Here is a 25,496-nt window from a genome sequence, read left to right on the forward strand (position 1 = left end):
AGTATTTGAAGGAGTTGACCCAGTATGGCTTTTCGGAATATTATTGGACATAAAACAGTGGTTAAACTTTTAAAGGGGGCATTGGTGAACCAACGGGTGAGCCATGCCTATCTCTTTGCCGGTCCTGAGGGAGTAGGTAAAGAATTTACGGCAATTCAGTTTGCCAAAGCATTAAACTGTCTGGAAGAGGGAGAAGATAGTTGTGATGAGTGTCGGTCATGCCGCAAATTTGCCAGTGGTAATCACCCAGATTTTAAGATTATACGTCCTGTGGAAAATAGTATTAGTATAGATCAGATTCGAGAACTACAGAAAGATCTGGTCTATAAGCCCTATGAGAGTCAATGGAAGATTTATATTATCGATCAAGCTCATCTTATGACTTCAGAAGGAGCCAATAGTCTATTGAAAACTCTTGAGGAACCTCCCAGGTATGCAGTGATTATCATGATAAGTTCTCGAAAAGATGGAATTCTCCCCACTATTATTTCCAGATGTCAATTGATCCAGTTTAATAAACTCTCCCGGAATGAATTGAGAGAGTATTTTACAAAACAGGATGAAATTTCGCTTAAAGGCCAAAATTTAGAAGAAATAGTACTGTTAGCAGATGGGAGTATAGGACAGGCATTGAAGTTGCTTAAAGATGATCAAATCTGGGATCGACGGAATACGATACTTAAGTTTTTACTTAATCTCAATGATAAGACCAATTTAGAAATTTATGAGATGATTCAAACTCTTGAAATGGATAGGGATTTAAGTCTGTGGGAGGAGATATTTAAAATTATCAAAACTTTTTATAGAGATCTTTTGATTTTGAAGAATATTAATAGTAAAGAGCATTTGATTAATCAAAGTTATTTTAAAGAAATGCAAAAATGTATGGAGCATTATTCAACAGAAGATTTAGAAAGGGTTATAAAACTGATAGAAAGAACAAATAATGTAATTATGACCAATGTTAATCGTGAACTGGCTCTTGAGGTTATGCTGCATAAGATAAAGGCACGAAGGATGTGATGTTGTGGAAACGGTAGTTGGTGTTAGCTTTAAAAAAGCTGGAAAAATATATTATTTTGATCCCAGTGATATTGATCTTCGTTTTGGAGATAAAGTGATTGTGGAGACATCACGGGGAATTGAGTTAGGAGAAGTTGTTATTGGACCTAAAGAAGTAGAGGAGGATGAGATTGTTCAACCTTTAAAAAAGGTTATTCGCAAAGCTACAGCTAAAGATTTGGAACAATTGGAAATCAATCACAAAAAAGAAAAAGAGGCTTATAAGATTTGTTTAAAAAAAATAGCAGAACACGGATTACCGATGAAATTGATTGATGTGGAATATACTTTTGATAATAATAAAATTATCTTTTATTTTACTGCTGAGGGCCGTGTGGACTTTCGTGAACTGGTGAAGGATCTGGCAAGTGTTTTTCGAACCAGAATCGAATTGCGTCAGATTGGGGTACGCGATGAAGCTAAAATGATGGGCGGATTGGGTCCTTGTGGACTTCAACTCTGCTGTAAAACTTTTTTAAGAGAGTTTGAACCTATCAGTATTAAGATGGCTAAAGCTCAGGAATTATCACTTAATCCAGCTAAAATTTCAGGACTTTGCGGCCGTTTAATGTGTTGTCTTCGTTATGAATGTGATACCTATGAAGATTTAAAAGAGGAAATGCCTGATATTGACGAAGAAATTGATATGGATGAAGATAATCTGGTAAAAGAGAAAATCAATCTATGTACTCCTGATGATGAGGAGATTGAGTTGAGTCTGGATGAAATTGATAAATCAGATGAAAAAGAGGTAGTTGAAAATGAAGAAGAATTGATTGAGGATGAAGAAGTGGAGCAGGATGAAGATGAGAATAGAGATGATGAAGGAGATGAAAAGGAAATTCTAGAGGAACAGAGTAATGAGCAGGATGATAATCATAATCAGGATGAATCATCCCAAAAAGAAGTAGAAAATCAAAAGGAAAACAATATAAAGCCATTTTCTAAAAATAGAAACCGTTGTAACAAAAAATTTAAGGGTGGAATGAATAATCAAAAATTGTTCAAAAAAGACCAGGGTTTAAAATAAGATGTAAGATGTGGAGGTCAGGCTTATGGATGAGGAAATTTTAAGCCTTTTGGCAAATTTTTGGGAATCGCTACAGGCATTGACCCTGGAGTTTCAACGACTTAAAGATACCACTTATCAGCTATATAAAAAAAATGAAGAACTTAAACGGGAGAATGAGAATCTAAAAAAACTTCTTTTTGCCAAAGGGGAGGCCAAAGGTAAAGAAGCTCAGCCACAGGTAGGAGCAGGGTATGCTAATCTGGCCCGGCTCTATGATGAAGGTTTTCATATCTGCCATTTAAATTTTGCAGAAAAACGGCACGGTGACTGTCTATTTTGCCAGAAACTTTTAGAAGGGCCGGAAAATGAGGAGTAATGGATATGAGAAATGATTTTCACCTATTACCTGGAGAAGAATTACATACTTTGATTGAGAATGAACTCTATATTTTGCAGAGGCAGGATCAATTCCGGTTTGGAATTGATGCTGTTTTATTGGCAAACTGGGTAAAAGTCCGTCGTAGTGATAAAGTAGTAGATCTGGGAACTGGCAGTGGGGTAATTCCTCTTATTTTAGCATATAAACGTAAGCCCCAACAGGTGATAGGTATAGAGATTCAAAAACAGATGGCCCAGATGGCAAAGAGGAGTGTTATCCTTAATGATTTTGAGAATTTGGTGGAGATTTTGCATTGGGATTTGCGTAGGATAAAGGAAGTGATGCCGCCAAATCGGTGTACACTGGTGGTGAGTAATCCACCATATTTTCCTTTAGGAAGAGGCAAATTAAATCCTAATGATGCAAAAGCAGTAGCCAGGCATGAAGTTTATTGTACACTATCAGATTTGATAGAGGCTGCTGCTTACTTATTGGGAACAAGAGGGAGATTTGCCTTCGTCCATCGGGCAGAACGGATTCCGGAAATCTTTCAGCAATTAACGGCCCGGGGGATGGAAGCCAAGTTAATGCGGCTAATTCAGCCGCGGATAAATCAGTCCCCTAATCTTGTATTGATTGAAGCTGTTAAAGGTGCAAAACCAGGAATCAAGATTGAACCTAATCTTGTAATTTACGATCAAAGCGGTAATTATACTTCTGAAGTCATAGAGATGTACTATGGAACGGGAGGTGGGAGTGTTGAACGGTAAACTCTATCTAGTGGGGACTCCCATTGGTAATTTAGAAGATATAACCTATCGTGCAGTTCGGATTTTAAGGGAAGTTGATCTGATTGCTGCCGAGGATACTCGACATACTCGAAAATTGTTGGAATACTTTGATATTAAGACTCCCACCACCAGTTATCATGAACATAATGAAATAAAAAAAGGTCCTCAACTTATTGAAAAAATACTGAAAGGCAGTTCCATTGCTCTGGTCACCGATGCGGGGATGCCGGGAATCTCCGATCCGGGATATCGTCTGGTTTTGATGGCATGGGAGGCAAATGTAGAAGTAATTCCAATACCAGGCCCAACTGCTCTAATTACAGCTCTGGTTACCTCGGGGCTTGAGACGGATCGTTTTACTTTTGAAGGTTTTCTTCCCAGAAAGAAAAATCAAAGAAAGAAGAAATTGCAGGAGTTAATTAAAGAACCCCGTACCATGGTCTTTTATGAAGCACCCCATCGTTTGATAGAGACTTTAGAGGATCTTAAAGAAGTGATGGGTGAAAGTCGAATGGTAATGGTGGCCCGGGAACTGACTAAAAAACATGAGGAAAAAGTGCGTGGAACGGTCAAAGAGGTTCTGGCAAAATTCAAACAGGATTCACCAAAGGGGGAAATTGTCCTGGTGGTAGCCGGAAGTAATCTGGCTGAATTAAAAGAGGAAACTATGGGTTGGGAAGGGATGAGTGTATTAGAACATCTTAAGGTTTTAATGGATGCAGGTTTGACCAAAAAACAGGCAATTAAAAAGGTGGCGTGCGAGCGGAATTTACCAAAAAGTGAAGTCTATCAAATAGCTATTAAAATTGATGTTAATGAATTCAAAAAATAACTATAAAAAAATTACCCCTTCAATTTTTGAAGGGGTAAGTAAGTAATTACGAAATTATGCACTGCGCATTTCTTCGATACAATCTTTGCAGATGATTTTATTTTTGAAAGTTACTGTTTCACCTGCATTACCGCAGAATATACAGGCAGGTTCATATTTTTTCAAGATGATTTTTTCCTCATCAACGTAGATTTCGAGAGCATCTTTTTCAGCAATTCTCAGAGTTCTCCGTAATTCGACAGGAATTACAACGCGTCCCAATTCGTCTACTTTTCGTACGATACCAGTTGATTTCATCATAATTTTGTTCCTCCCTTGTTCGTTATAATCTAAATTAGCTATTCAAAGTATACCATGTTTTCCAGCTTAAGTCAACACTATTTCAAAAAAATTTTAAAAAAGTTAAATCTTGAAAGGATAAATTTTCTGTTAGAGGGTAAGTTTCGACAATACCGTATTTAATTTTTGATATTTTGTCTCAACTGAAATTATATAAAGGATTAGAGTGTTTGTCAAGGAAAATTACCATTCTTTTGAGTAGTTTTTATAATTTTGTAGCAAAAGGATAAATGATTATACTGCAAAAAGCTAATTTTGAGCGACATAGTAATTTTTATCCAAATCATCTTAGTGAGATTTCCGACAAAATAAGGTCTCATCACAGGAGGTGATGAGCTAATCAAGGGCCAGGAGGGTCTTTTGATTAGGAAGCCTTATTTCGGCGGAAATCGAGCTTTAGATGATTCGAAAAATTTCTCAAGAAGTGAAAAATTAGCTTTTTGCAGTTTAATCATAAATTATATTTAACAATTTTTTCTTTAAAATTTACTTGACAGATATAAAAATATAGGTTAAAATAGAAAACAAAATTATAATGCAAAATATTATCAAAGGTGATGACGGGAAGAGTAGGAATCTGGAGAGATTACAGAGAGCCGCGGTAGCTGAGAAGCGGTATCTTGAAGGATTCTGAAGATGGTCCCTGAACTGAAGGGCTGAAAGAGGTTTTTGAGTAGGCTCTTACGGGTTGGCATCCGTTAACAATGCCGGAGTTTGAGTAACCTCATTTTTTTGAGGCTAAAGAACTCGCTGAGGTCATCAGTGTGAACTGATGGCGAATTAGGGTGGTACCACGGGGAAATTACTCCCGTCCCTATGTAGGGGCGGGAGTTTTTAATTTATATATTGATTAAACTGCAAAAAGCTAATTTTGAACGTTATTGAAATTTTTCGTTAAACCATCTTATTTCGACTGAAATCGAACTTTAGATGGTTCGAAAAATTTCTTTATGAAGCGAAAAATTAGCTTTTTGCAGTAAAATCATAATTAAAAGAAAAGAAAGAATGATATATTAAACTTAAAATCGGGGTTAACTATGTAAAATTAAAATAACCTAATGAAAGGAGAGGAAAAAGATGAATAAAAAGACATTTTATATTACCACACCTATCTATTATCCCAGTGATAAACTTCATATTGGGCATGCCTATACCACAGTGGCTGCTGATGCTATAGCACGTTACAAGCGAATGAACGGTTATGATACATTTTTCTTGACCGGGACTGATGAACACGGTCAAAAAATTGAGCGGAAAGCTCAGGAAAAAGGAGTTACTCCAAAGGAATATGTAGATGAAATTGTTAGCTGGATCAAGAATCTCTGGAGAGAATTAAAGATTTCCTATGATGATTTTATTCGGACTACTGAGGAGCGGCATTATAAGGTAGTTCAGCATATATTTAAAACCATCTATGAAAAAGGCGATATCTATAAAAGTGAGTATGAAGGATGGTATTGTACTCCCTGTGAAACTTTCTGGACCGAGCGGCAGTTAGAAGAAGGAAACTGCTGTCCTGACTGCGGCCGTCCTACTGAGAAGATGAAAGAAGAAAGTTATTTCTTTAAGATGTCCAAATATGCAGATCAGTGGCTTAAATTTATTGAAGAAAATCCTGATTTCATTCAACCTGAAACCCGGCGCAATGAGATGATTAATTTTGTGAAACAGGGTTTAGAAGATCTTTGTATTTCCCGGAGTTCACTCAAATGGGGTATTCCAGTACCTATTGATGAAGACCATGTGATCTATGTCTGGTTTGATGCACTTTCTAATTATTTGACCGGAATTAAGTATCTTGAAGATGACGAGTTCTTCAACAAATACTGGCCTGCCGATCTTCATCTAGTAGGGAAAGAAATTATGCGTTTTCACACTATCCAGTGGCCTATTATGTTAATGTCAGCGGGTCTGCCACTGCCTAAAAAAGTATTCGGACACGGCTGGTTGATCATGAAAGATGGAAAGATGTCCAAATCTAAAGGGAATGTGGTAGATCCATTGGAGTTAAAGAAAGATTTTGGTCTGGATGCTATCCGTTATTATCTTTTGAGGGAGATGACGTTTGGTTCTGACGGTACCTATTCCACCGAGGCTTTGATTCAGCGAATTAATTCAGACCTGGCCAATGACCTTGGAAATCTGCTGAATCGAACCATTGCTATGGTGCGGAAGTATTTCAATGGAGTTATTCCTGAAGCTGGCCCTGCCACTGATTTCGATGAAGATTTGCAGGTTACTGCTAAAAGAACTATAGCTAAAATGGAAAAGAGTATGGATGTTTTACAGATGAATGTGGCTTTAGAGGAATTATGGAATTTTATTCGCCGTACCAATAAATATATTGATGAAACCTGCCCATGGATTTTGGCCAAAGATGAAGCTAAAAAACCAGTACTGGGTACTGTTCTTTATAATCTTTGTGAAGCTCTGCGGATTATAGCAGTGGCATTGAAACCGTTTTTGGTGGAAACTCCGTTTAAGATTGGTGAACAGTTGGGTATTTTACCTGATATGGAAACTTATCAGTGGGAAGATACCCGTTGGGGTCTTTTGAAACCCGGTACCATGGTACAGGGTAGTAAACCAATCTTCCCGCGGATTGATATGGAAGAATATTTTGCGAAAAAGGGTGGAGCTTTTGAAGATGTAGCTAATGCTGTAGAACCACAAAAGGTGAAAAAGGAAGCTTCGAGGGAACAGAATAAAGATAAAAAAGATCAGAAAGAATATATTACTTTTGAAGAGTTTCAGAAAATAGATCTTAGGGTAGCAAAAGTACTGGAAGCTGAACGTATTGAGGGTAGTAGTAAACTGCTCAAAGTACAGGTTGAAGTGGGTGAAGAAAAACGCCAGTTGGTAGCAGGCATTGCTAAATACTATAAACCTGAAGAATTGGTGGGCAAGAAAGTAGTTATAGTTTATAATATGAAACCAGCTAAAATCTTTGGAGTTGAGTCTAATGGAATGATTCTGGCAGCATCCACCGATGATGATAGCCTTTTAGCGGTAACTACACTGGATAAAGATTTACCGACAGGTAGTAAGGTGAGGTAAAAATAATATTTTAGAGTTAACCCCTGCAAATTTGCAGGGGTTAATTTTATCTTGGAGAAACTGGTCTTTTTTTACCTTTATAAGAATCTTGATAACAATTTGTATTTGAGAAAGTGTTTGGTTTTAGAAGATTTTTTTACTTTGGATACTTAAGGTTTTAGAATAACTGGAGAATCAGAAGAAAGTAAATTGTTAGGAATTCAAATAGATATGAATTATATGAAAATAATTAGACTCTATATGAGAGGAATTTGAGAAAAGGTGTTGAATTATATAAGCTATGTGAGGAATTTGTCGAAATTATGCAAACGTTTTCATGAAATATTGTTTTTAAGAGGAGGTGAGAATTTTAGTTCAATGTTTTAGTTCAAAATCTTTAGAATATTTTTATCAAAAAATAGGAGGTGCTATTAAATGAAATTGAGAAAAACTGATCTGTTTATTTGTTTTGTTCTTTTATTTGTTCTTTCCACAGTAGCATATGGTTTAGACTTTAAGGGTGAAGTAATTTATCAAATTATGATCGACCGTTTTTATGATGGAGACCCATCTAACAATGATCCAGCCAAATCCCCGGGATTATACGACTCTACAAAATCTAATTGGAAATTGTACTGGGGCGGTGATTTGAAAGGAATAACTCAAAAGATCCCATATCTGGCCGATCTTGGGATAACTGCCATCTGGATTACTCCTGTACATGATAATATTGATGTGGCAGCATATTATAATGGAGTTCCTAATGCCGGATATCATGGTTATTGGGCTAGAGATTTCAAGCGGATTGAAGAGCATTTTGGAACATGGGCTGATTTTGATGAAATGGTTCAAACAGCTCATAACTATGGTATTAAAGTATTGGTTGACTTTGCTCCAAACCATACCAGTCCAGCTGATGTTAATGATCCTAACTTTGCTGAACGGGGTGCACTTTACTATAATGGTCAATATTGGGATGATTATTTGAACGATTCCCACGGATACTGGCATCATAATGGTGGAATTTCCAACTGGGATGATCGGTTTGAAACCCAGTATAAAAATCTAGCTGACCTGGCTGATTTATCTCAACAACATCCAACTATTGATGCTTATCTTAAAGAAGCAGCAGTTGATTTAATCAATCACGGTATTGATGGATTTAGAATTGATGCTATCAAGCATATGACTATGGGCTGGCAGTTAAGTTTAGCAGACCATATTTTTAGTACTAAAGATGTTTATATGACTGGTGAATGGTATCTGGGTGGTTACAATGATCCACTTTATGGAGACAATGTTAAATTTGCAAATCGTACAGGTATTGCACCTTTAGATTTTTACATGAATAGAGCAATTCGTGATGTATTTGGCTATAATAGTGATTTTTACGTACTGAATGATGCAGTTGAGAAGACAAAGCAGGATTATAAATGGAAAAATGATCTTCCAGTTTTCATTGACAACCATGACATGCCACGTTTTCTGACTATCAATCCTGATTATAACAGACTCCATCAGGCACTGGCATTTATTTTAACCTGTCGGGGTATTCCATTAATCTATTATGGTACAGAACAATATCTTCATAATGACACCAATGGCGGTGGAGATCCATGGAATCGTCCGATGATGGAGAGTTGGGATCAAAATACAACAGCTTATCAGGTTATTAAGAAGTTAAGTAGCCTGCGTCAGACCCAACCTGCACTTCAATATGGAGACATGTATCAAAGGTGGATCAATAGTGATGTTTATATCTATGAAAGAAAGTTCTTTGATAGTGTAGTTTTAGTTGCAATCAATAAAGGTTCCAATAGTACTTATATCAGTGGTCTCTATACTGCATTACCATCTGGTAGCTATGATGATTATCTTGGTGGACTCTTGAATGGAACTTCTATCTGGGTAGATGGTTCAGGTGCTGTAAGTAATTTCTATTTACCTGCCAATAGTGTTTCTGTATGGACATATAAAGCTACTCCATCTATGCCTCAGATTGGTTCTATTGGTCCGGTAGTAGGCCGTCCAGGTAATCAGATTACTATTGGTGGAGAGGGCTTTGGCAGCAGCGGTACTGTTTATTTCAACAATACTCCAGCTTCTGTTATCTCCTGGTCACCAACTGAAATCAAAGTTACTGTTCCATCTATTGCTCCTGGAATTGCTCAAGTAAAAGTTGTTACTTCTGCTGGAACCAGTAATAGTATTGATTATGAAGTACTTACTGATAAGCTTATTCCTGTCGTCTTTACTGTAAAAGAAGCATATACAGATTGGGGAGATCAGATCTATCTTACCGGTAATGTTCAGGAATTGGGTAATTGGAGTACAGATTTTGAGAAAACTTATGGTCCAATGCTCTGTCCAAATTATCCAGAATGGTTTATCGTAGCCAGTGTACCTGCTGGCAAGACCATTGAATTTAAATTTATCAAAGTTAAGCCTGATGGCACTGTAATCTGGGAAGGCGGAAGCAATCATACTTATACAGTACCTACTTCCGGAACTGGTAACGTAACTGTTTATTGGCAAAACTAAAATAGCCAAAAAGATGTGGGGGTATGGAATTTTTTCCATACCCCTTTTTGGATAATATTGGTATAGAAATATCTGATAAACTTTGCAAAAAGCTAATTTTGAGTGACATAGAAATTTTTCGTTAAACTATCTTAATAAGATTGAAAGAGAAATAAGACCTCATCACAGGAAGTGATGAGCTAGTTCTAAGGGCCAGGAGGGCCCTTTGATTAGGGAGCCTTATTTCGATTGAGATCGAACTTTAGATGGTTCGAAAAATTTCACTGTGAAACGAAAAATTAGCTTTGTACAATGCCCGAAGGGCATTTTGTTCTATCGGGAAAATTATTTTTATCTCTGGCATTGAAAATTATATTTTCTTAATTTGATACAAGAGGGTTAAACTTTTCTAGATTAGATGCGGTTGTTTTTAGAGAAGGTCTTAACTCTTTCTTTTTTGAATAATAATAATAATAATTAAACTACAAAAAGCTAATTTTGAACGCCATAGAAATTTTTAGTTTAACTATCTTAGTGAGATTAAAGAAGAGATAAAGCTTCATCACAGGAGGTGATGAGCTAGTCAAGATTACAGAAATCGAACTTTAGATGGTTTGAAAAATTTCTTTTGAAGTGAGAAATTAGCTTTTTGCAGTAAATATAAAATGCTTAAGAAAGGATGAGGACCTTGGTCATAGACCGAAAGGGTTTAATCTTTTTTGGACTGATATTGGCCTTTATCATGGGATTTTTTATCTTATTAGGTGGGGTATCATTTTCCAGACAGCAGGTTTGTTATATCTATGGCCCGGCAGTACGTCCTACCATAGTGAAGTCTGATACAGGGCAATATGATCTACCATTACCCAAACCATCGACCATCACAACTGAAAAGGATGATATCAGGTTGGATTTAGAACGGGTGACGGTTCATAAGTACTATATCATTTACTCTGTGATCTATGGAGATCAGAGCCATACAGCTTATCATCTTTTTTTAACAGATTTAAATCGAAAAAAACTTGACCCCAAAGGGGTTGGTGAAATCTGGCTTGAGACGGCCAGTGGAGAACGAATTGAACAGGTGGCTGAGCCGACAATTTATGATTATCCAAAAGATCAACCCCTTAAATGGAAGATTGGAATTATTGCTAAATTCCCCTATCAAAGCCGGCGGGATGCACATAAATTATTTCTCCGTTATCAAGGTATAACCTTTAAGTTGACAGGAATTAGCTATTAAAATTATTAATCAAAGTTTACTTTAGAGAAGGAGAAATGCTTCGTATGTCGAAATATTTATTAAATATTTATTTTAGATAGGGGATGTACCGATGGAACAGTGGAAGAAAAATTTATATGTACTATGGTTTGGAACGTTTGTGGCAGCAGTTAGTTTTTCATTGGTGACTCCGTTTTTGCCTCTTTTTCTTAAGGAGGAGTTGAAGGTTATTAACAATATTGAAATCTGGGCCGGGCTTTTAGTTTCGGCCAGTTTTGTAACCAGTGCTATAATGTCTCCAATCTGGGGGGCATTGGCAGATCGATATGGGCGGAAGATAATGATTATCCGTTCAGGACTTGGAATTGGTTTGACTTATATTTTAAGTGCTTTTGTTCATAATATTTATCTTTTTCTTTTTTTACGAATTTTGATGGGAACGCTTAGTGGCTTTATCCCATCTTCTATTGCTCTTGTAGCAACCAATACCCCTGAAAAGGAGATTAGTCGTTCGTTGGGAATTTTACAGACAGGGATTGCAGCAGGTGGAGTTACCGGGCCACTTCTAGGAGGTCTTTTATCCTATTGGTTCGGAATTCGTGAGAGTATTTTCATCGGTGGTGTGGTTATTTTACTTGGGACAATATTGGTTATCTTTGGAGTAAAAGAGACTGCTGTCTGTTCTACAGAAAAGACAAATATACTCAGGGATTTAAAGATTGGATTTTCTAACCGCCAGTTAATGATTAGCCTTTTAATTTTAATGGGGGTACAGGCTGGTATGAACATGATACAGCCAATTTTGCCCCTTTATATTGAAAAGATTTCTCCTATTGGAATGGATATCAGCCTGGTTACAGGAATTGCTTTTTCGTTGATTGGAATTGCAACAATACTTGCAGCACCTAGATGGTCGGCTAAAGCTGAAGAGATAGGTTTTAAAACTGTTCTGATATTAGGGCTTTTCGGTGGAGCTATTTTAAATCTGTTTCAGCTTCTTTATGCAAATGTTTATTTATTCTGTAGTTTAAGGTTTATCTTCGGAGTGAGCATTGCAGGAGTGATTCCTGCGCTGAATTCCATGATTGCGAAGTCGGTAGATGTAAATTTCCGCGGTCGGGCATTTGGAATCAGCAACAGTTTTAATCAGTTCGGATTGGCAGCGGGGCCAGTCCTCGGCGGGGTAATTGGAAAAATAGGCGGCTTAAAGTCTCCCTTTATTGTAGCAAGTGTAATCTTTATGCTGGCTGCGGTATATATTAATGCTGATAAAAGGCGAAAAGTTGAACTTAAGGTTATTTGATATAGATTTCACCTGACAATTTGTCAGGTGATTTTTTTACCACGTTTTCTAACTTGCTAAAATTCAGCAAAATGATATATAATAAATGAATGGTGGTATTAGTTAATTTAACAAATTAAAGGGGAGGATTTTAGATGTTAATTGATACACATGCTCATTTAGATTTTCCAAAATTCAAAAATGATCAAGCGGAAGTAATTCAGCGTGCTAAAGAAGCAGGGATTGAGTATATTTTTAATATAGGTGCTGATGAAAGATCCAGTAAAGCTTCTGTTGCTCTGGCAAGGAAATACCCCCAGATTTATGCTGCTGTTGGGGTTCATCCTCATGACGCCAAAGATGTGACAGGTGATACATTACGCTTATTGCGGGATTTGGCTCAAGAAAAGAAAGTTCGAGCTATTGGTGAGATTGGGCTTGATTATCACTATGATTTTTCTCCCAGAGATATTCAACAGCGGGTTTTTAGAGCCCAACTGCGGTTGGCTCATGAGTTGAAATTACCAGTTATCATCCATAGCCGGGAAGCTGATGAAGATACCATGCGTATTTTAAAAGAGGAAGAAGTGGACAAATTGGGAGGAATTATGCATTGCTTTGCTGGTGATCTTAAAATGGCTGAGGAATGTTTAAAACTTAATTTGAAATTGGCCTTTGGTGGAGTAATTACTTTCCCTAATGCTAAAACTGCCCGGGAAGTGGTTAAAGCTATTCCCTTAGAACACTTACTTTTAGAAACCGATTCTCCATATCTTACTCCTGTACCTTATCGGGGTAAGCGGAATGAACCTGCATATGTGCGGTATGTTGCAGAAAAGGTTGCTAAGATTAAAGGGGTAGAGTTAGAAGAGGTGGCCCAGGTTACCACCAGAACAGCTAAAGAAATATTTAAGATTGAAGTTTGATTTCAGTCGAAATAAGGTTTTATCGCTTCTTGTGATGAGACCTTATTTTTTTTCTAAATTTTATTGAAATGGTTAAGTAATTCAAAATTAGCTTTTTGTAGTTTGATCATGAAATTAATAGATTGAGTGATGTATGTCACAAAAAAATTATTCCAGTTATGTAATAATAAAATTACCAAAAATTATTTTAACAAAAAGGGGGGTTATCAATGAAAAGATTAATTGTTCTGTCAATTTTGGTTTTGATGATGTTAGTAATGGCTGGATGTGGCTTTTTGAATGTCGGAAATAATACTGATAGTACGGGAAGTTTAGCTTTGTTTTTGGCTGATGCTCCAGTGAATGATGTTCAAAATGTTTTTGTTACTATTGATGAAGTTCAGGTTTACAATGAAGAAAATGGTTGGCTGACAATTAATGATTTTACAAGTGATGGCGGTGAAAAAACGTTTGATCTATTAACTTTAAGATTTGATGAAGATCTTCTAGGACAGGAAAGTTTACCGGTAGGCACATATACTCAAATCAGGCTGATTGTTGCTGCTAATGAAGAACTTAACGGTCAGGGCAATTATAGTGGTCCAAATGCAGGAAAATCATACATTGTTTTAAAAGATGGTACTAAAAAAGATATCTTTATTCCCAGTGGAACCCAGACTGGTTTAAAGATTAATCACACATTTACTATTGAAGAAGGTGTTATTACTCAATTAGTTTTAGATACCGATGTACGAGAAATGTTACATAGTGCTGGTAAAAGCGGTAAGATCATTCTTAGACCGACTGCGATTAAAGTTGTTGATAAGGTTATTTCTGGTGATGTAGAAGGTAGAGTGATAGATAGTGGAGGTAATGCAATTACAGATGTTGATGTAATTGTAGAAGCCTTAGATGCCAGTGGTAATGTTGTAGCTTCTACAGTCGCTACTGCAGAAGAAACTATTTTAGAAGATGGAACAGTTAAACCTGCTGGATCTTTTAAACTTAGAGGGTTAGAAGAAGGTACTTATTGGATAAATGCCTATGCAATAGATGCAAACGGAGCTGTAGTTTATGAATTATCATCTGAACTGATAACAGTTCAAGTTGTTGCTAAACAGACTACAGTCCTGGAAAATGATATTATTTTGAAACCAGTTTTGCAAGAGCCTGCTCTATAAAGAGAATTTTAGTGGTAAATTATAATATAAATTATAAAACCCTGTTAGTTCAGACTAACAGGGTTTTATAATTTTGAACTATAATTTACCTATCCAAAATATTTTCTCGATTTGATAGGAAAATACTAAAGTTGAACTGTTTTTATATCTTTAACTAGTGTGTTATAATATAACAGAAATCTGATAATTTTTGTGGAATAATAACTAATCTTCCCTAAAATAAATGCTTAATTGAAGGGAGGAGAAAAAAAATGAGGAAAAAACGGAAGATAACAGAACCAGTTGTAGCAATTATATCTAATCCTTATGAAGGTGATGCTCTTGTTGAGGCATTAAATCTGTTACCCCTTGAAAATCTTGTTCAATCAGAGGAGACGGTGGTAAAAAATCAATTTCCTGAAAATAGTGTAGTAGTAGGAACTGAAACTTTTCGACAGTTGATCCGTTACTTTAAAGGTAAAATTCCTGGACATCTGGTGATTGCCGCGGATTCAGGTGGTGCATCCACACCTCAAGTCTTTGAACAGGTGGGATATAAGACAGTAATTGAAGAGGAAGTTGTTTAATTACGACCCATATACCGAGATTAAGTTAAATCATAGTATTCCTTCATCAACAAAGTTAAATCAACTTTATGAGGAAGATGTATTGATCTCTTTTACTCAGATTAAAGTCCATGAGGAGGCTACTGTTTCTTTAGGTATCAAAAAAATTGCTTTAAGTTGGCCACCGGCAGAGATTCATGGATTTCCTAAAAAAGAAAAAGAGATTCATACTGATTTACATAATTTTATTCGGGCAGAGAAGATGGAGTGCGGATAAGGGATTGGTGGGAACTGGTGAAGGAAAACCAGTCGATACGGATTTGATTATTGCTGGTACAAATCCCGTGGCGGTCGATGTGGTGGGGGCCAGATTATTGGGATTTAGGCTTCAAGCTGTCCATTATATGGACCAACTGATACGGATAGGTTACGAAGAAGGAGATTTAACTAAAGTTACTTTAAAAGGGCTGTCTTTAAATGAAACTGAAAAAATTTTTTCTTTAGCAGCTTATGGCTATCAAATAGTATGATTATACTGCAAAAAGCTAATTTTGAGCGATACAGAAATTTTTCGCTAAACTATCTTAGCGAGATTTCAGTCGAAATAAGGCCTCATATGAGGATTGATGAGCTAATCAAGGGCCAGGAGGGTCCTTTGATTAAGAAGCCTTAGAAATCGAGCTTTAGATGGTTCGAAAAATTTCTCCTTAAGCGAAAAATTAGCTTTTTGCAGTTTAATTATAGTATTGGATGAAAAAAGATTTTACCTCTTCATATTTGAAACCGTCATAAGAGATTTTTTTAAAAGGATTCTAACTGAAGATGTCGAAATGAAAATAGTAGATTCCATTGAAGGGGTAGTCTATCATGGATAAAAAGCCCAGTATCAAACTTTTGGATGAGATATTGGATCGAACAATTGAGAGTTTAAAAAAAGGAAAAGAGGAAATTTTTGATATTGCTGAAAGTGCAAGAAAAGAAGCAGAACGGGTTAGATCTGAGTTGGAAAATATTAAAGCTGAGGTTGCTGAGATTATTCGACAGGTTGATCAAATGGAGATTATTAATAAAAGGGCCCGGATTCGTCTTTTAGAAGTCAGCCGTGATTTTGAACGTTATACAGAAGAAGAGATTAAGAAAGCATATGAGAAAGCAGAAGAGACCCTTATCAAGCTAACTATATTACGGGAAAAAGAAGAAAATCTAAGACAAAAACGTAATGATTATGAGCGGCGATTGATTAATCTGGAGAGAACTGTAAGGAAAGCGGATAATCTTGTTGCACAGGTAGGGGTTGTATTAGACTTTTTGTTAGGAAAATTAAATGATATCAGTAGTCAAGTTGAGGATCTCCAAAAAAGAAGTCAACTTGGTATCCGGATTATTCTGGCTCAGGAAGAGGAAAGAAAGCGGGTTGCCCGTGAGATTCACGATGGCCCTGCTCAATCTATCGCGAATGTGGTATTTAGGACGGAGTATGTTGAAACTCTCCTGGAGAAGGATATTGAGATGGCTAAAGCAGAGTTAAAGGAGTTAAAAGCTCAGGTTCGTGATACTTTACAGGATATTAGAAAGATAATATTTGACCTACGACCGATGACTTTAGATGATCTGGGTCTGATTCCTACTCTTCGTAGATTTATTGATAAATTCTTTGAAAAAACGAATATCAGGGTTGAATTATTGGTTATTGGAACAGAGAGAAGACTCGATCAATCAATAGAGGTAACAATTTTCAGGATAATTCAGGAAGCTTTAAATAACGTATATAAGCATGCCCGGGCCAACTATGCTTTGGTAAAGATTGAGTTTCAGAAAAGCCTTATCAATCTTGTTATCCAGGACCGGGGAGTGGGTTTTAATCTAGACAAGGTTAAGGAAATGACCAGAGAAAGAGAAAATTATGGGTTATTAAGTTTAGAAGAACGGGCGGAGCTGATTGGAGGAAGTTTGAGAATTTTAACTGCTCCCGGTAAAGGAACAACGGTTCTAGTTAAAATTCCTATAAGGAGGGAGTAATGCCAATGGAGAAGATTAAGGTATTAGTTGCAGATGATCATCTTCTGGTTAGAGAGGGAATTTGCAAACTTTTAGAATTAGATGAAAAGATAACTATTGTTGGTGAGGCTGTTGATGGAGAAGATGTGGTAAATAAAGCTAAAGAGCTTAAACCTGATCTAATACTTATGGACTTGAATATGCCTAAACTGTCCGGGGTCCAGGCTTCGAAGCAGATTAAAAGTCTCTTTCCTGAGATTAAGATTATTATTTTAACTATTCATGATGATGAAGAATATGTTTATGAAGTTTTAAAGGCAGGAGCGGAAGGCTATCTGCAAAAAGATGTAAGTGCTGAAGAGCTGCGTTCAGCTTTGCAAATGGTCTTTAATGGAGAAACTCTTTTCCCGGCTTCCGTTATCAATCGGGTTATGGGGAGAGAACGTAGTAAAGGTAAAATCGGGGAATCCATTGAAGATATCCTTACTGAACGGGAAATTGAAGTTCTGGAGATGATGGCTAAGGGTAATAATAACCGGGCCATTGGTGAGAAATTATTTATCAGTGAAAAAACAGTCAAGAATCATGTAAGTAATATATTAAAGAAACTTGGGGTCAACGACCGGACACAGGCAGTTATTTATGCAATAAAAAAGGGATGGGTTGACATAAAATAGGGCTTTTGTCTTGCTGAATTGGGGCCAGTGTTGTATAGATTTCCCTTTATTTCTGTGTTATTATAAAAATGACAACTACACAGCTCACAGGTGAAAAAGGCAAACCTATCGAAAGATAGGGACGCAAAGCCAAGGGTCTAAGGCGGGTAAGAGATTCACCTTATTATTGACTGAAGTTAACCTGAGTGAATATCTTAGCCGCTATGACAGCCGGTTGCCACTAAAGAGCGGGTCTAACATGCACAAGTGTTTTGACCTATTCTCTTTTGGCAACCCAGGAGAATGGGTTTTTTTATTCCCATCTCCCTGGGAGCTGTGGGTGTTATTTTTAAAAATAAGGAGGTGGGACAGTTTTAGTGTAAAATTTTTTTAAAGATTGGTTATGATATTGGTGTATGATCCGGAAGTTTGTTGATATTGCTGATAGTATGTAATTATTATCTCATAGTGGAAGCACTGTGCATGCAAGACCTTAGTACTCAGTTCCTCTTCTGAGTACTTGTGTAAAATCGGAACGGATGTTAGATCCTGAGAAATCCCCCTCAGGAAAATTAAGATCCTCCTCCTCAAATGAAATAATTGAAATCAGGCTTATAATTGGGCTGTCCTCCCCAATTATAAGTTGACTGAAAATTTAATTGAAAAACCCCCTTAAGATAAAAAACTAATTGAAGCTTGAGATTTTTCAAAAAGAGAACTAATTGAACTGATATATGAATAAGACCCTACTTGAAGAAATTCAAGTAGGGTCTTATTATATGATTTTATTGCAAAAAGCTAATTTTTCGCTTCTTGAGGAATTTTTCGAATCATCTAAAGCTCGATTTCCGCCGAAATAAGGCTTCCTAATCAAAGGGCCCTCCTGGTCCTTGATTAGCTCATCAATCCTCATATGAGGCCTTATTTCGTCGGAAATCTCGCTAAGATGATTTAACGAAAAATTTCTATGTCGCTCAAAATTAGCTTTTTACATTATAATCTTATATTTAAAGAATAAAGAAAATTTTTTATATACTTAAAACAGAATAAAAAGGCATGACTACAGTTAAGAAGTGATATTTAACACAAAACGAATTCCGGTATTGGTAAAGAATGAAATAGAAGGAGATTGGTAAAGAGACGAAGAACTTAAGTTGTAATTCGTTGATTGTAGATAAGAGGAGGTTGAATCTGGTGAAGGATAAAATAAAGATTATGATTATTGATGATATTAAAGACACCAGAGAGAATATAGGTAGGTTGATTAGTCTTGAAGATGATCTTGAAGTAGTAGCTGAAGCTAATGATGCAGAAAAGGGGATTGAACTTGCTAAAAAAGTTCAGCCTGATATTATTCTAATGGATATTAATTTACCGGGAATGGATGGACTTAAGGCAACAGAGGTTCTTAGTCGGGAACTTCCAGAATCTTCGGTTATTATTATTTCTGTTCAGGAAGAGCATTATTATATGCAGCAAGCTATTTCTGCTGGGGCCCGGGAATTTTTGATGAAACCTTTCAGCCGGGATGAATTAGTAAAGGCTATTCGGCGGGTCTCTTCCATAGAACAGAAACAACTTAGTGAGACTATTCCAAAAGTGCGAAAAAGAACTGGTGAAGTAATTACTGTCTTTAGCGGCAAAGGGGGAGTGGGTAAGACAACCATTACTGTTAATCTGGCTGTTGCCCTGGCCAGATTAACAGGCGAGGAAGTGGTAGTTCTTGATCTGGATTTACAGTTTGGTGATGTTTCTTTGATGATGGGCCTACCAACAGATGTTACTATTACTGATCTGGCTCGGGAGATTGATAAAATTAGTGGAGATGATTTAGAAAATTATCTCTTAACCCATCGGAGTGGAGTAAAAGTATTGGCTGCACCTGTAAGACCGGAAGAAGCAGAATTAATAAAAAGAAATCATGTCAGTAAAATTATTCATTTATTAAGGCAAAAGTATCAGTATGTATTAATTGATACAGAACCCACACTCCATGAAATCAATCTGGTAGCTTTAGATTTTTCAGATAAAATTATTCTAGTTTCTTTGCTTGAATTGGCTGCCATTAAAAATATTCGTTTGAGTTTGCAAATTATGGAGAAGTTAAATTATTCTAAAGAAAAAATACTTTTGATTTTAAATCGTTCAAACTCTAAACACGGTCCAGGTTTAAAGGATTTTAAAATAACTCTAAACTTTCCAATTAAGTTAAAGATTCCTGGTGATGAAAAGATAGCAGTGCGGGCAATGAATACTGGTGAACCATTTGTGCTTTCAAATCCAGGGAGTTCAATATCTAAAAGTATTTTTGAACTGGCTTATTTGGTAGAACCTGAGGCTAAAGGGAATAACAGAGGTGGACTTTTTAGAACGATGAAACAGTTATTTGGCAAATAAAGGTAGATAGAAATAGAACTAACGGCATAAATTAACAGGAGGTATAAGCCCAGGTTATATCAAATATTACAAAGGAGAAGATGATTAAACTGCAAAAAGCTAATTTTGAGCTATATAGAAATTTTTCGTTTAACCATCTTAGTGAGATTTCAGTCGAAATAAGACCTCATATGAGTAGGTGATAAGCTAATCAAGTCACTGAAATCGAACTTTAGATGGTTTGAAAAATTTCTTTATGAAAGTAAGATCAGAAGATTATTTGCAAAAAAGTCCGTATTGCTGATTCTTATATTGCTTGGAAAGTATTGTAATCGGATATAAGGGGTTGAAATATCTTGAAAGCACGCATCGCTGTAATTATCCTACTTTTGATTCAAGTTCTCTTTCCCATTCAGGTTATGGCTTTAGAACTTACTTATGAAGGTCAAGAAAATTTCTGGGCCAGTTTAAATCTGACGGTTTTTGAAGATGAAGTAACAGGTGAGCGGCTTTATGAAGAAGATTGGTCATTTAGTCACTCACTTGAGGTTAGTTTTCAAGGTGAAGATGATGATGGTTATCTTAAAGGCTATTTTACTGATAATCCTCAGATGATGGATCAGATTTTTTTAGATCTTTCTTTAGGAAAATTTAAGCTTCAATGGGATAAATTCGAGAAGGCTTTTTTCATCCCAACCTGGTTTAATCCAGAACAAACGTTCTATGGCCTTAGGTTCAGTTATACAGACGAAATAGATAGGGTTGATCTTATAGGGTTAAAAGCTAAAAATTATTTTCGTGAAGAAGATCTGGTTTTAAATCCCGGTGATGAAAGTGTGGGTATTAGTTTGAAACATTACCCAGTGGTAATGGATTCGGTCCGAATCTGGTTGAATGGTGAAGAACTTCAATATGGTGTAGATTATTATTTTGATTATCTTAGTGGGGTTATTTTTTTACAGTTTCCTATTTTTAAGACCAGTCATTTGCATATTCAGTATCTTGAGGAAGGAGAGAAGTATCGGGTCTTAGGTGGACGGTATAATCGGCATCTTAATGAGAAATTGATCAGTGGAATAGTTTTTCTTAAAACCCAGGGTAAGGAGATGAATCAAAATCTTTTGGGAAGTGAATGGTTATATAAACCGTCTCCCTGGTGGTTGATAGAGTTGGATACAGGTTTGATTTATAAAGAGGGAGTCCCTTTGAATTTGAACTGGCGGTTGGCCCATCAGTTTAATTGGCCTAATCTGAACTTTACAGTTGATTATCAGGTTATAAAAGATAACTTTCAAAGTCTTCTTTATAAGGGTTTTGAAGGTAAATCTTTAAATCTTTCCGGTCAATATCAGAGTGAAAAGACTGTTATAAGGCATCATAAGAATTATAATTGGAGTCTTAATGATCAATTGATAGAGCAAAATTCTGAGCTGGAATTTATCTGGATTGACTCTCAATGGATTCCATATCTGTATTATTTCCAACACAAAGAAGGAGAATTGATTACAGAGCATGGTATCGCTGAATTAGGTTATCAGACTGATCTGGTGCATAAAGATGGTTCTTTGATTTATCTTCTTGGTATTGATGTTAAGACTTCTTTTGAAAAAGAAAAGAGTTTTGAACCATATTTTGGGATTAAATATCAGAGAGATCCAGATAGGAGTATTGGGGCGCGTATTTATGGTAAGGAGGGAATCCGTTTTAATCAGCTGGTCATTTCAGGTTGTTGGATGCAAGATTCATTGAACTGGAAAGGTGAATTAAATTACAACTCCGAATATTATAGAATGGAACATGAATTGGCCTGGACTGGGTTACCTGTGGATATAACGCTTAATTTGTTGGCTAATCGCTATATTACTGGTGTTAATGGCGAACAAAATGATTTCAATCTGGATTTAAATCTGGATTTTACAGCCTGGGCTGAGTTAGAAACCCGGCTTAGGCTAGGTCTCTATAAAGAAGAAAAAGATGGGGTTAATACCGTGATTTATCAACTGGGCGGTGAAAGAGCTATTAATCCCAGATTGGTTGGATATGGTGAGATTGATCTGGCTGGAGCAGAGCGTTCCTATACCGGAGGAGTTCGGGGGACTAACAAAGCGATGGATTATGATGTAAATTATACCTATTCAGAAACTCTTTTAGACGGGGAGCGGATGCAGCGGAATAAAGTTGGTTTTTCTGTAGGAACAATGGATTTATTTACTCTTTCTTTAGAGTTAGAGGTTGATAATCAAAGGCATTGGTGGAGTGGTCTGGATTTAAATTATTCTATCTTACCTAATGTTGATCTGGGAGTACATTATACAGGTGAAAAGTTATTTTTGAACAATCATCATATAACTTTACAAACAGTATATCATTTTTGATTGAATTTAAGTATAGAGATGATAGAATTGATCCCAATATCTTTCTCCCTAATTGAAGTATTATTTAAATGTTTTTAAGGGAGAATAGGTATTGGAGGTGTTTACCTTGAAAAAAATCGAAATACCGAAAAAGCCGTCAACTACGAGCTGGGTAGTGAGTGGTTTGGGGCTTTTGGTATCTGCTCTTGGTGCTAGAATGTTAAAAAAGAAGGTCGGTGCTGGAATTTTAGGTTTCGGTCTGGCTCATATTCTCCTTGGACAGCTAGATCGATTTAGACCGACAGTCAATGAGCACTAGGCGTAAACACCTCACAGGGATAAGGAGTATATAACTCCTTATCTCTTTTTTATAATAACAACAACCATGCACCTACCATAATAATTACCGCTGCTATAAATCTCTGCTGAATCTTCTCCTTAAAAATATACTTGCCCAGTATTACAGCAAGTAAAGTGGAAAGTAAAGTCAAAGGTTCTGCCACACTAACTTCAATTCCCTTAAGTGCTATTAGTAAAAATAAATAGCTAAAGGCATTAATTCCGCCGCTTATAATGGCAATTCCCGGTTTTGCCAAAAAGAGTCGAATAAGATTATTCCATCTTTTTTTCACGAATATATATACCAGGAGAATAAGAGTAATAAAACTGTAGATAACAAAGGAATAAAGGAGAGCAGATACATCCTTTGAACTGGCCTTATCGATTACCCTGCCGATAGCTAAAAGTAGGGAAGAAATAAGCATATACTGACAAGGTTTTTCTTTGAGTACAGCTTTGATAGATTGAAATAGGTTGGCACCGGGTTTAAGATAACTGCTGCCGTAAAAGATGAGAATAATCCCTAAAGATTTGATCAAAGTCAATCTTTCATCCAGGAAGATAACAGAAAGGAGAAAAAGGAAAAGAACATTAAAACTGGCAACAGGAGTTACTAATGAGATATCACCTTCACTTAGAGCCTTAACATAAAGGACAAAGGTGACAGAGTATATGGTACTACTGATCAAGGCCTTTAAGAGAAAATTTAAGTTTTTAACCTCGATTCCAGTAAGAAACGGTAAAAGACAGATAGCACCGATTCCGAAAAAGAGAATGGTTACTTCTATACTGCTGTTATCCTTTCCTAATTTTTTAACGATAATCCGTTCTAATCCCAGAAGTATAATTCGGCCAATTAAAGCTAATGTGGTCACTGACTTCCCCCCAATAATTCAATGGTTAAACTGCAAAAAGCTAATTTTTCGCTTCTTGAGAAATTTTTCGAATCATCTAAAGCTCGATTTCCGCTGAAATAAGACTTCCTAATCAAAGGGCCCTCCTGGCCCTTGATTAGCTCATCAATCCTCATATGAGGCCTTATTTCGTCGGAAATCTCGCTAAGATGATTTGGCGAAAAATTTCTATGTCGCTTAAAATTAGCTTTTTGTAGTTTAATCAATAATTCTCTTTAAAATATTGAAATCCTTGTATTCAGAAGAAAAGAGGATATAATCATATAATAATAACCGCAGTTTGGATAGCTGCGGTTATTTATTGAGGCGATCTTTTATAATTGACCAGAACCGATCTTCTTCATTACCCAATCTCCAGATGGCAATTCCCTTAAGATTATATTTGTTAACCAGTTGGAGTTTAAAGTCTAAGCTATAACTGCTTTCAAACCAGACAACATGTTTATTACCAAGGCTATCTGTATAGTAAAAATACGGAACCTGAGCTTCAGAATCCCACTTAATCAGAGCCCCTTTTCGCTCTGCCAGATCGATAGCTTTTTTAGCAGCAAGATCTTTACCCCAGCCTCCATTAAGTGGCCAGTCATAGCCATAATTGGCGACACCTAAAAGAATCTTGTCAGCAGGAACTTCCTGCAAAGCATATAGAATATTTTCCTCTACCCAATTAATTGGAGCAATAGGACCTGCAGGACCGCCGGCCCAGTGGTTGTCATAGGTCATGATTACCAGACGATCGATATAGGGAGCCAGTGCTTTGTAATCATATGCTCCAGACAGGTCATACGATACATCTACTTTTGGAAAAACAGAGATAATGATCATTTTGCCCCGGGCATGAAGTTTTTGTGAGAGTTCCCGGATAAAGGTGGTATAGCCATCCTTGCTCCAGGGTGGAATGAATTCAAAATCAATGTTTACGCCATCATAATTATTCCACTGAACCAGTGCCACTATATTATCTATTGCTTTACGCCGGATATTGGAATCTATTAATATGGAGCTGTTAGAATTCTGATTGTTAATCAGGGGCAGAAGCAATTGCCCTTGCTGGCGGGTAAGGGTACTGACATTAGTTTGATGCCCACCATATTTGGTCTGAATATCGCCAGTTGAAGTAATGGTATACCAGAATGGCGAAACTATATCAATATTCTGTGCGTTCTTTTGCAGAGATGGATATGATTCGCTTCCTGGAGTATTCCAATTTACATAATAGCCCAATACCTCTTTTTCCCCCGGTGAAAGATAACGTCTGGATGGGATATAAGGGGTATGGGAATCATCAGGGATATCAGAAACGGGTGGGTCTCCAGGCCTGGTTACAACTTTCTGATCTCCAAGAAATCGTTCCAGCAAAAATGCCATAAGCAACATAATCAAAGCTTTAAAAAAGGTGTTTTTATCGCTAAATAAAGATTCATAAGAAGCTTCTGCGATTCCCACAGTCAAAATAAGTAAAATTGGCAACAGTAAGCTCAAAATTAATGTAATAGAAATAAACCTGTACTTTATTGGTGTAGTCAGTTTCTTCATAGGAGTACTCCCTTCTTTACAGCATTTGGTACACGAATGATTATATTGCAATGGTTAAAATATCTAACATACATCTGTATTTATTATACCTTGAACCCGGTACAAATTCCAGCAAAACTGACTAGAACATTATGGTATTTAAAAGAGTGAAGAAGAGAGGAAAAAGTTTGTTAATGTTCAGGATTTTATGATATAATAACTACTGTGTGAAGGGGGT

Annotated in this window: 21 protein-coding genes, 1 pseudogene, 1 riboswitch and 1 other annotated feature; of the genes and pseudogenes, 19 read left to right on the forward strand and 3 right to left on the reverse strand. The window is 36.5% G+C overall.

Going from position 1 to position 25,496, the window contains the following annotated elements:
- Positions 1-24 precede the first annotated feature (24 nt).
- From holB to rsmI, 5 genes and pseudogenes are all read left to right on the forward strand, one after another.
- Positions 25-1,023, forward strand: a complete 999-nt coding sequence (holB, locus tag BBF96_RS14260; RefSeq protein ID WP_127017773.1) for a DNA polymerase III subunit delta' — start codon at positions 25-27, stop codon at positions 1,021-1,023.
- Positions 1,024-1,027: 4 nt separating this feature from the next.
- Positions 1,028-1,888 (forward strand): annotated as a pseudogene (locus BBF96_RS16970) (PSP1 domain-containing protein); the annotation flags it as partial.
- 229 nt (positions 1,889-2,117) lie between these two features.
- The gene (locus BBF96_RS14270) at positions 2,118-2,450 is read left to right on the forward strand and encodes an initiation-control protein YabA (protein WP_127017775.1); all 333 of its coding nucleotides are present in this window, start codon (positions 2,118-2,120) and stop codon (positions 2,448-2,450) included.
- Between the two features lie 5 nt (positions 2,451-2,455).
- Positions 2,456-3,223 (forward strand): tRNA1(Val) (adenine(37)-N6)-methyltransferase, encoded by a 768-nt coding sequence (locus BBF96_RS14275; RefSeq protein WP_164731114.1) that lies wholly within the window; start codon positions 2,456-2,458, stop codon positions 3,221-3,223.
- Entirely contained in the window at positions 3,210-4,076 is an 867-nt protein-coding gene (rsmI, locus tag BBF96_RS14280) for a 16S rRNA (cytidine(1402)-2'-O)-methyltransferase (protein WP_205665651.1), read from the forward strand. The genes BBF96_RS14275 and rsmI overlap by 14 nt, the downstream gene beginning before the upstream one ends.
- A gap of 54 nt (positions 4,077-4,130) precedes the next feature.
- Here rsmI and BBF96_RS14285 read toward each other — a convergent pair whose 3' ends face one another.
- Complete coding sequence (locus tag BBF96_RS14285) at positions 4,131-4,379, reverse strand: AbrB/MazE/SpoVT family DNA-binding domain-containing protein (RefSeq protein WP_236777943.1); 249 nt, start codon at positions 4,377-4,379, stop codon at positions 4,131-4,133.
- Between the two features lie 584 nt (positions 4,380-4,963).
- Positions 4,964-5,234 (forward strand) — a binding site (T-box leader).
- 258 nt (positions 5,235-5,492) lie between these two features.
- On the opposite strand from BBF96_RS14285, the gene metG reads away from it, so the two are divergent.
- From metG to BBF96_RS14345, 14 genes are all read left to right on the forward strand, one after another.
- The gene (metG, locus tag BBF96_RS14290; RefSeq protein WP_127017779.1) at positions 5,493-7,472 is read left to right on the forward strand and encodes a methionine--tRNA ligase; all 1,980 of its coding nucleotides are present in this window, start codon (positions 5,493-5,495) and stop codon (positions 7,470-7,472) included.
- A gap of 414 nt (positions 7,473-7,886) precedes the next feature.
- Complete coding sequence (locus BBF96_RS14295; RefSeq protein WP_205665652.1) at positions 7,887-9,992, forward strand: alpha-amylase family glycosyl hydrolase; 2,106 nt, start codon at positions 7,887-7,889, stop codon at positions 9,990-9,992.
- A 667-nt stretch (positions 9,993-10,659) separates the two neighbouring features.
- Positions 10,660-11,214: a hypothetical protein gene (locus BBF96_RS14300; protein ID WP_127017780.1), complete on the forward strand. Its 555-nt coding sequence runs from the start codon at positions 10,660-10,662 to the stop codon at positions 11,212-11,214.
- A 91-nt stretch (positions 11,215-11,305) separates the two neighbouring features.
- Entirely contained in the window at positions 11,306-12,496 is a 1,191-nt protein-coding gene (locus BBF96_RS14305; protein ID WP_127017781.1) for an MFS transporter, read from the forward strand.
- A gap of 134 nt (positions 12,497-12,630) precedes the next feature.
- On the forward strand, positions 12,631-13,401 hold the full coding sequence (locus BBF96_RS14310) for a TatD family hydrolase (protein WP_127017782.1): 771 nt from the start codon (positions 12,631-12,633) through the stop codon (positions 13,399-13,401).
- Between the two features lie 209 nt (positions 13,402-13,610).
- Entirely contained in the window at positions 13,611-14,561 is a 951-nt protein-coding gene (locus BBF96_RS14315) for a DUF4382 domain-containing protein (RefSeq protein ID WP_127017783.1), read from the forward strand.
- 251 nt (positions 14,562-14,812) lie between these two features.
- Positions 14,813-15,127 (forward strand): hypothetical protein, encoded by a 315-nt coding sequence (locus BBF96_RS16975; protein ID WP_236777834.1) that lies wholly within the window; start codon positions 14,813-14,815, stop codon positions 15,125-15,127.
- Entirely contained in the window at positions 15,108-15,383 is a 276-nt protein-coding gene (locus BBF96_RS16980) for a DUF362 domain-containing protein (protein ID WP_236777835.1), read from the forward strand. Before BBF96_RS16975 ends, BBF96_RS16980 begins: the two co-directional genes overlap by 20 nt.
- Positions 15,384-15,390: 7 nt before the next feature.
- Positions 15,391-15,636 carry a hypothetical protein gene (locus tag BBF96_RS16985; protein WP_236777836.1) on the forward strand — a complete coding sequence of 82 codons (246 nt, stop codon included), beginning with the start codon at positions 15,391-15,393 and terminating at the stop codon, positions 15,634-15,636.
- Positions 15,637-15,973: 337 nt separating this feature from the next.
- Positions 15,974-17,125, forward strand: a complete 1,152-nt coding sequence (locus BBF96_RS14325; protein ID WP_127017784.1) for a sensor histidine kinase — start codon at positions 15,974-15,976, stop codon at positions 17,123-17,125.
- Between the two features lie 5 nt (positions 17,126-17,130).
- Positions 17,131-17,781 carry a response regulator gene (locus tag BBF96_RS14330; protein ID WP_127017785.1) on the forward strand — a complete coding sequence of 217 codons (651 nt, stop codon included), beginning with the start codon at positions 17,131-17,133 and terminating at the stop codon, positions 17,779-17,781.
- A gap of 88 nt (positions 17,782-17,869) precedes the next feature.
- Positions 17,870-18,003: riboswitch (cyclic di-GMP riboswitch) on the forward strand.
- A gap of 951 nt (positions 18,004-18,954) precedes the next feature.
- Positions 18,955-20,157: a CpaE/TadZ family protein gene (locus BBF96_RS14335; RefSeq protein WP_127017786.1), complete on the forward strand. Its 1,203-nt coding sequence runs from the start codon at positions 18,955-18,957 to the stop codon at positions 20,155-20,157.
- A gap of 335 nt (positions 20,158-20,492) precedes the next feature.
- Positions 20,493-22,511: a hypothetical protein gene (locus BBF96_RS14340; RefSeq protein WP_127017787.1), complete on the forward strand. Its 2,019-nt coding sequence runs from the start codon at positions 20,493-20,495 to the stop codon at positions 22,509-22,511.
- Positions 22,512-22,617: 106 nt separating this feature from the next.
- Positions 22,618-22,809 (forward strand): hypothetical protein, encoded by a 192-nt coding sequence (locus BBF96_RS14345; RefSeq protein ID WP_164730811.1) that lies wholly within the window; start codon positions 22,618-22,620, stop codon positions 22,807-22,809.
- A 49-nt stretch (positions 22,810-22,858) separates the two neighbouring features.
- On the opposite strand, the gene BBF96_RS14350 is transcribed toward BBF96_RS14345, so the two are convergent.
- Both BBF96_RS14350 and BBF96_RS14355 read right to left on the reverse strand, forming a co-directional pair.
- A complete protein-coding gene (locus BBF96_RS14350) occupies positions 22,859-23,704 on the reverse strand; it encodes a DMT family transporter (RefSeq protein WP_127017788.1) in 846 nt (281 codons plus the stop codon).
- 333 nt (positions 23,705-24,037) lie between these two features.
- Entirely contained in the window at positions 24,038-25,279 is a 1,242-nt protein-coding gene (locus tag BBF96_RS14355; protein WP_127017789.1) for a glycosyl hydrolase family 18 protein, read from the reverse strand.
- Between the last annotated feature and the right edge of the window lie 217 nt (positions 25,280-25,496).

Origin of the sequence: Anoxybacter fermentans (assembly GCF_003991135.1) — a bacterium.
Taxonomy (GTDB): Bacteria; Bacillota; Halanaerobiia; order DY22613; family DY22613; genus Anoxybacter; species Anoxybacter fermentans.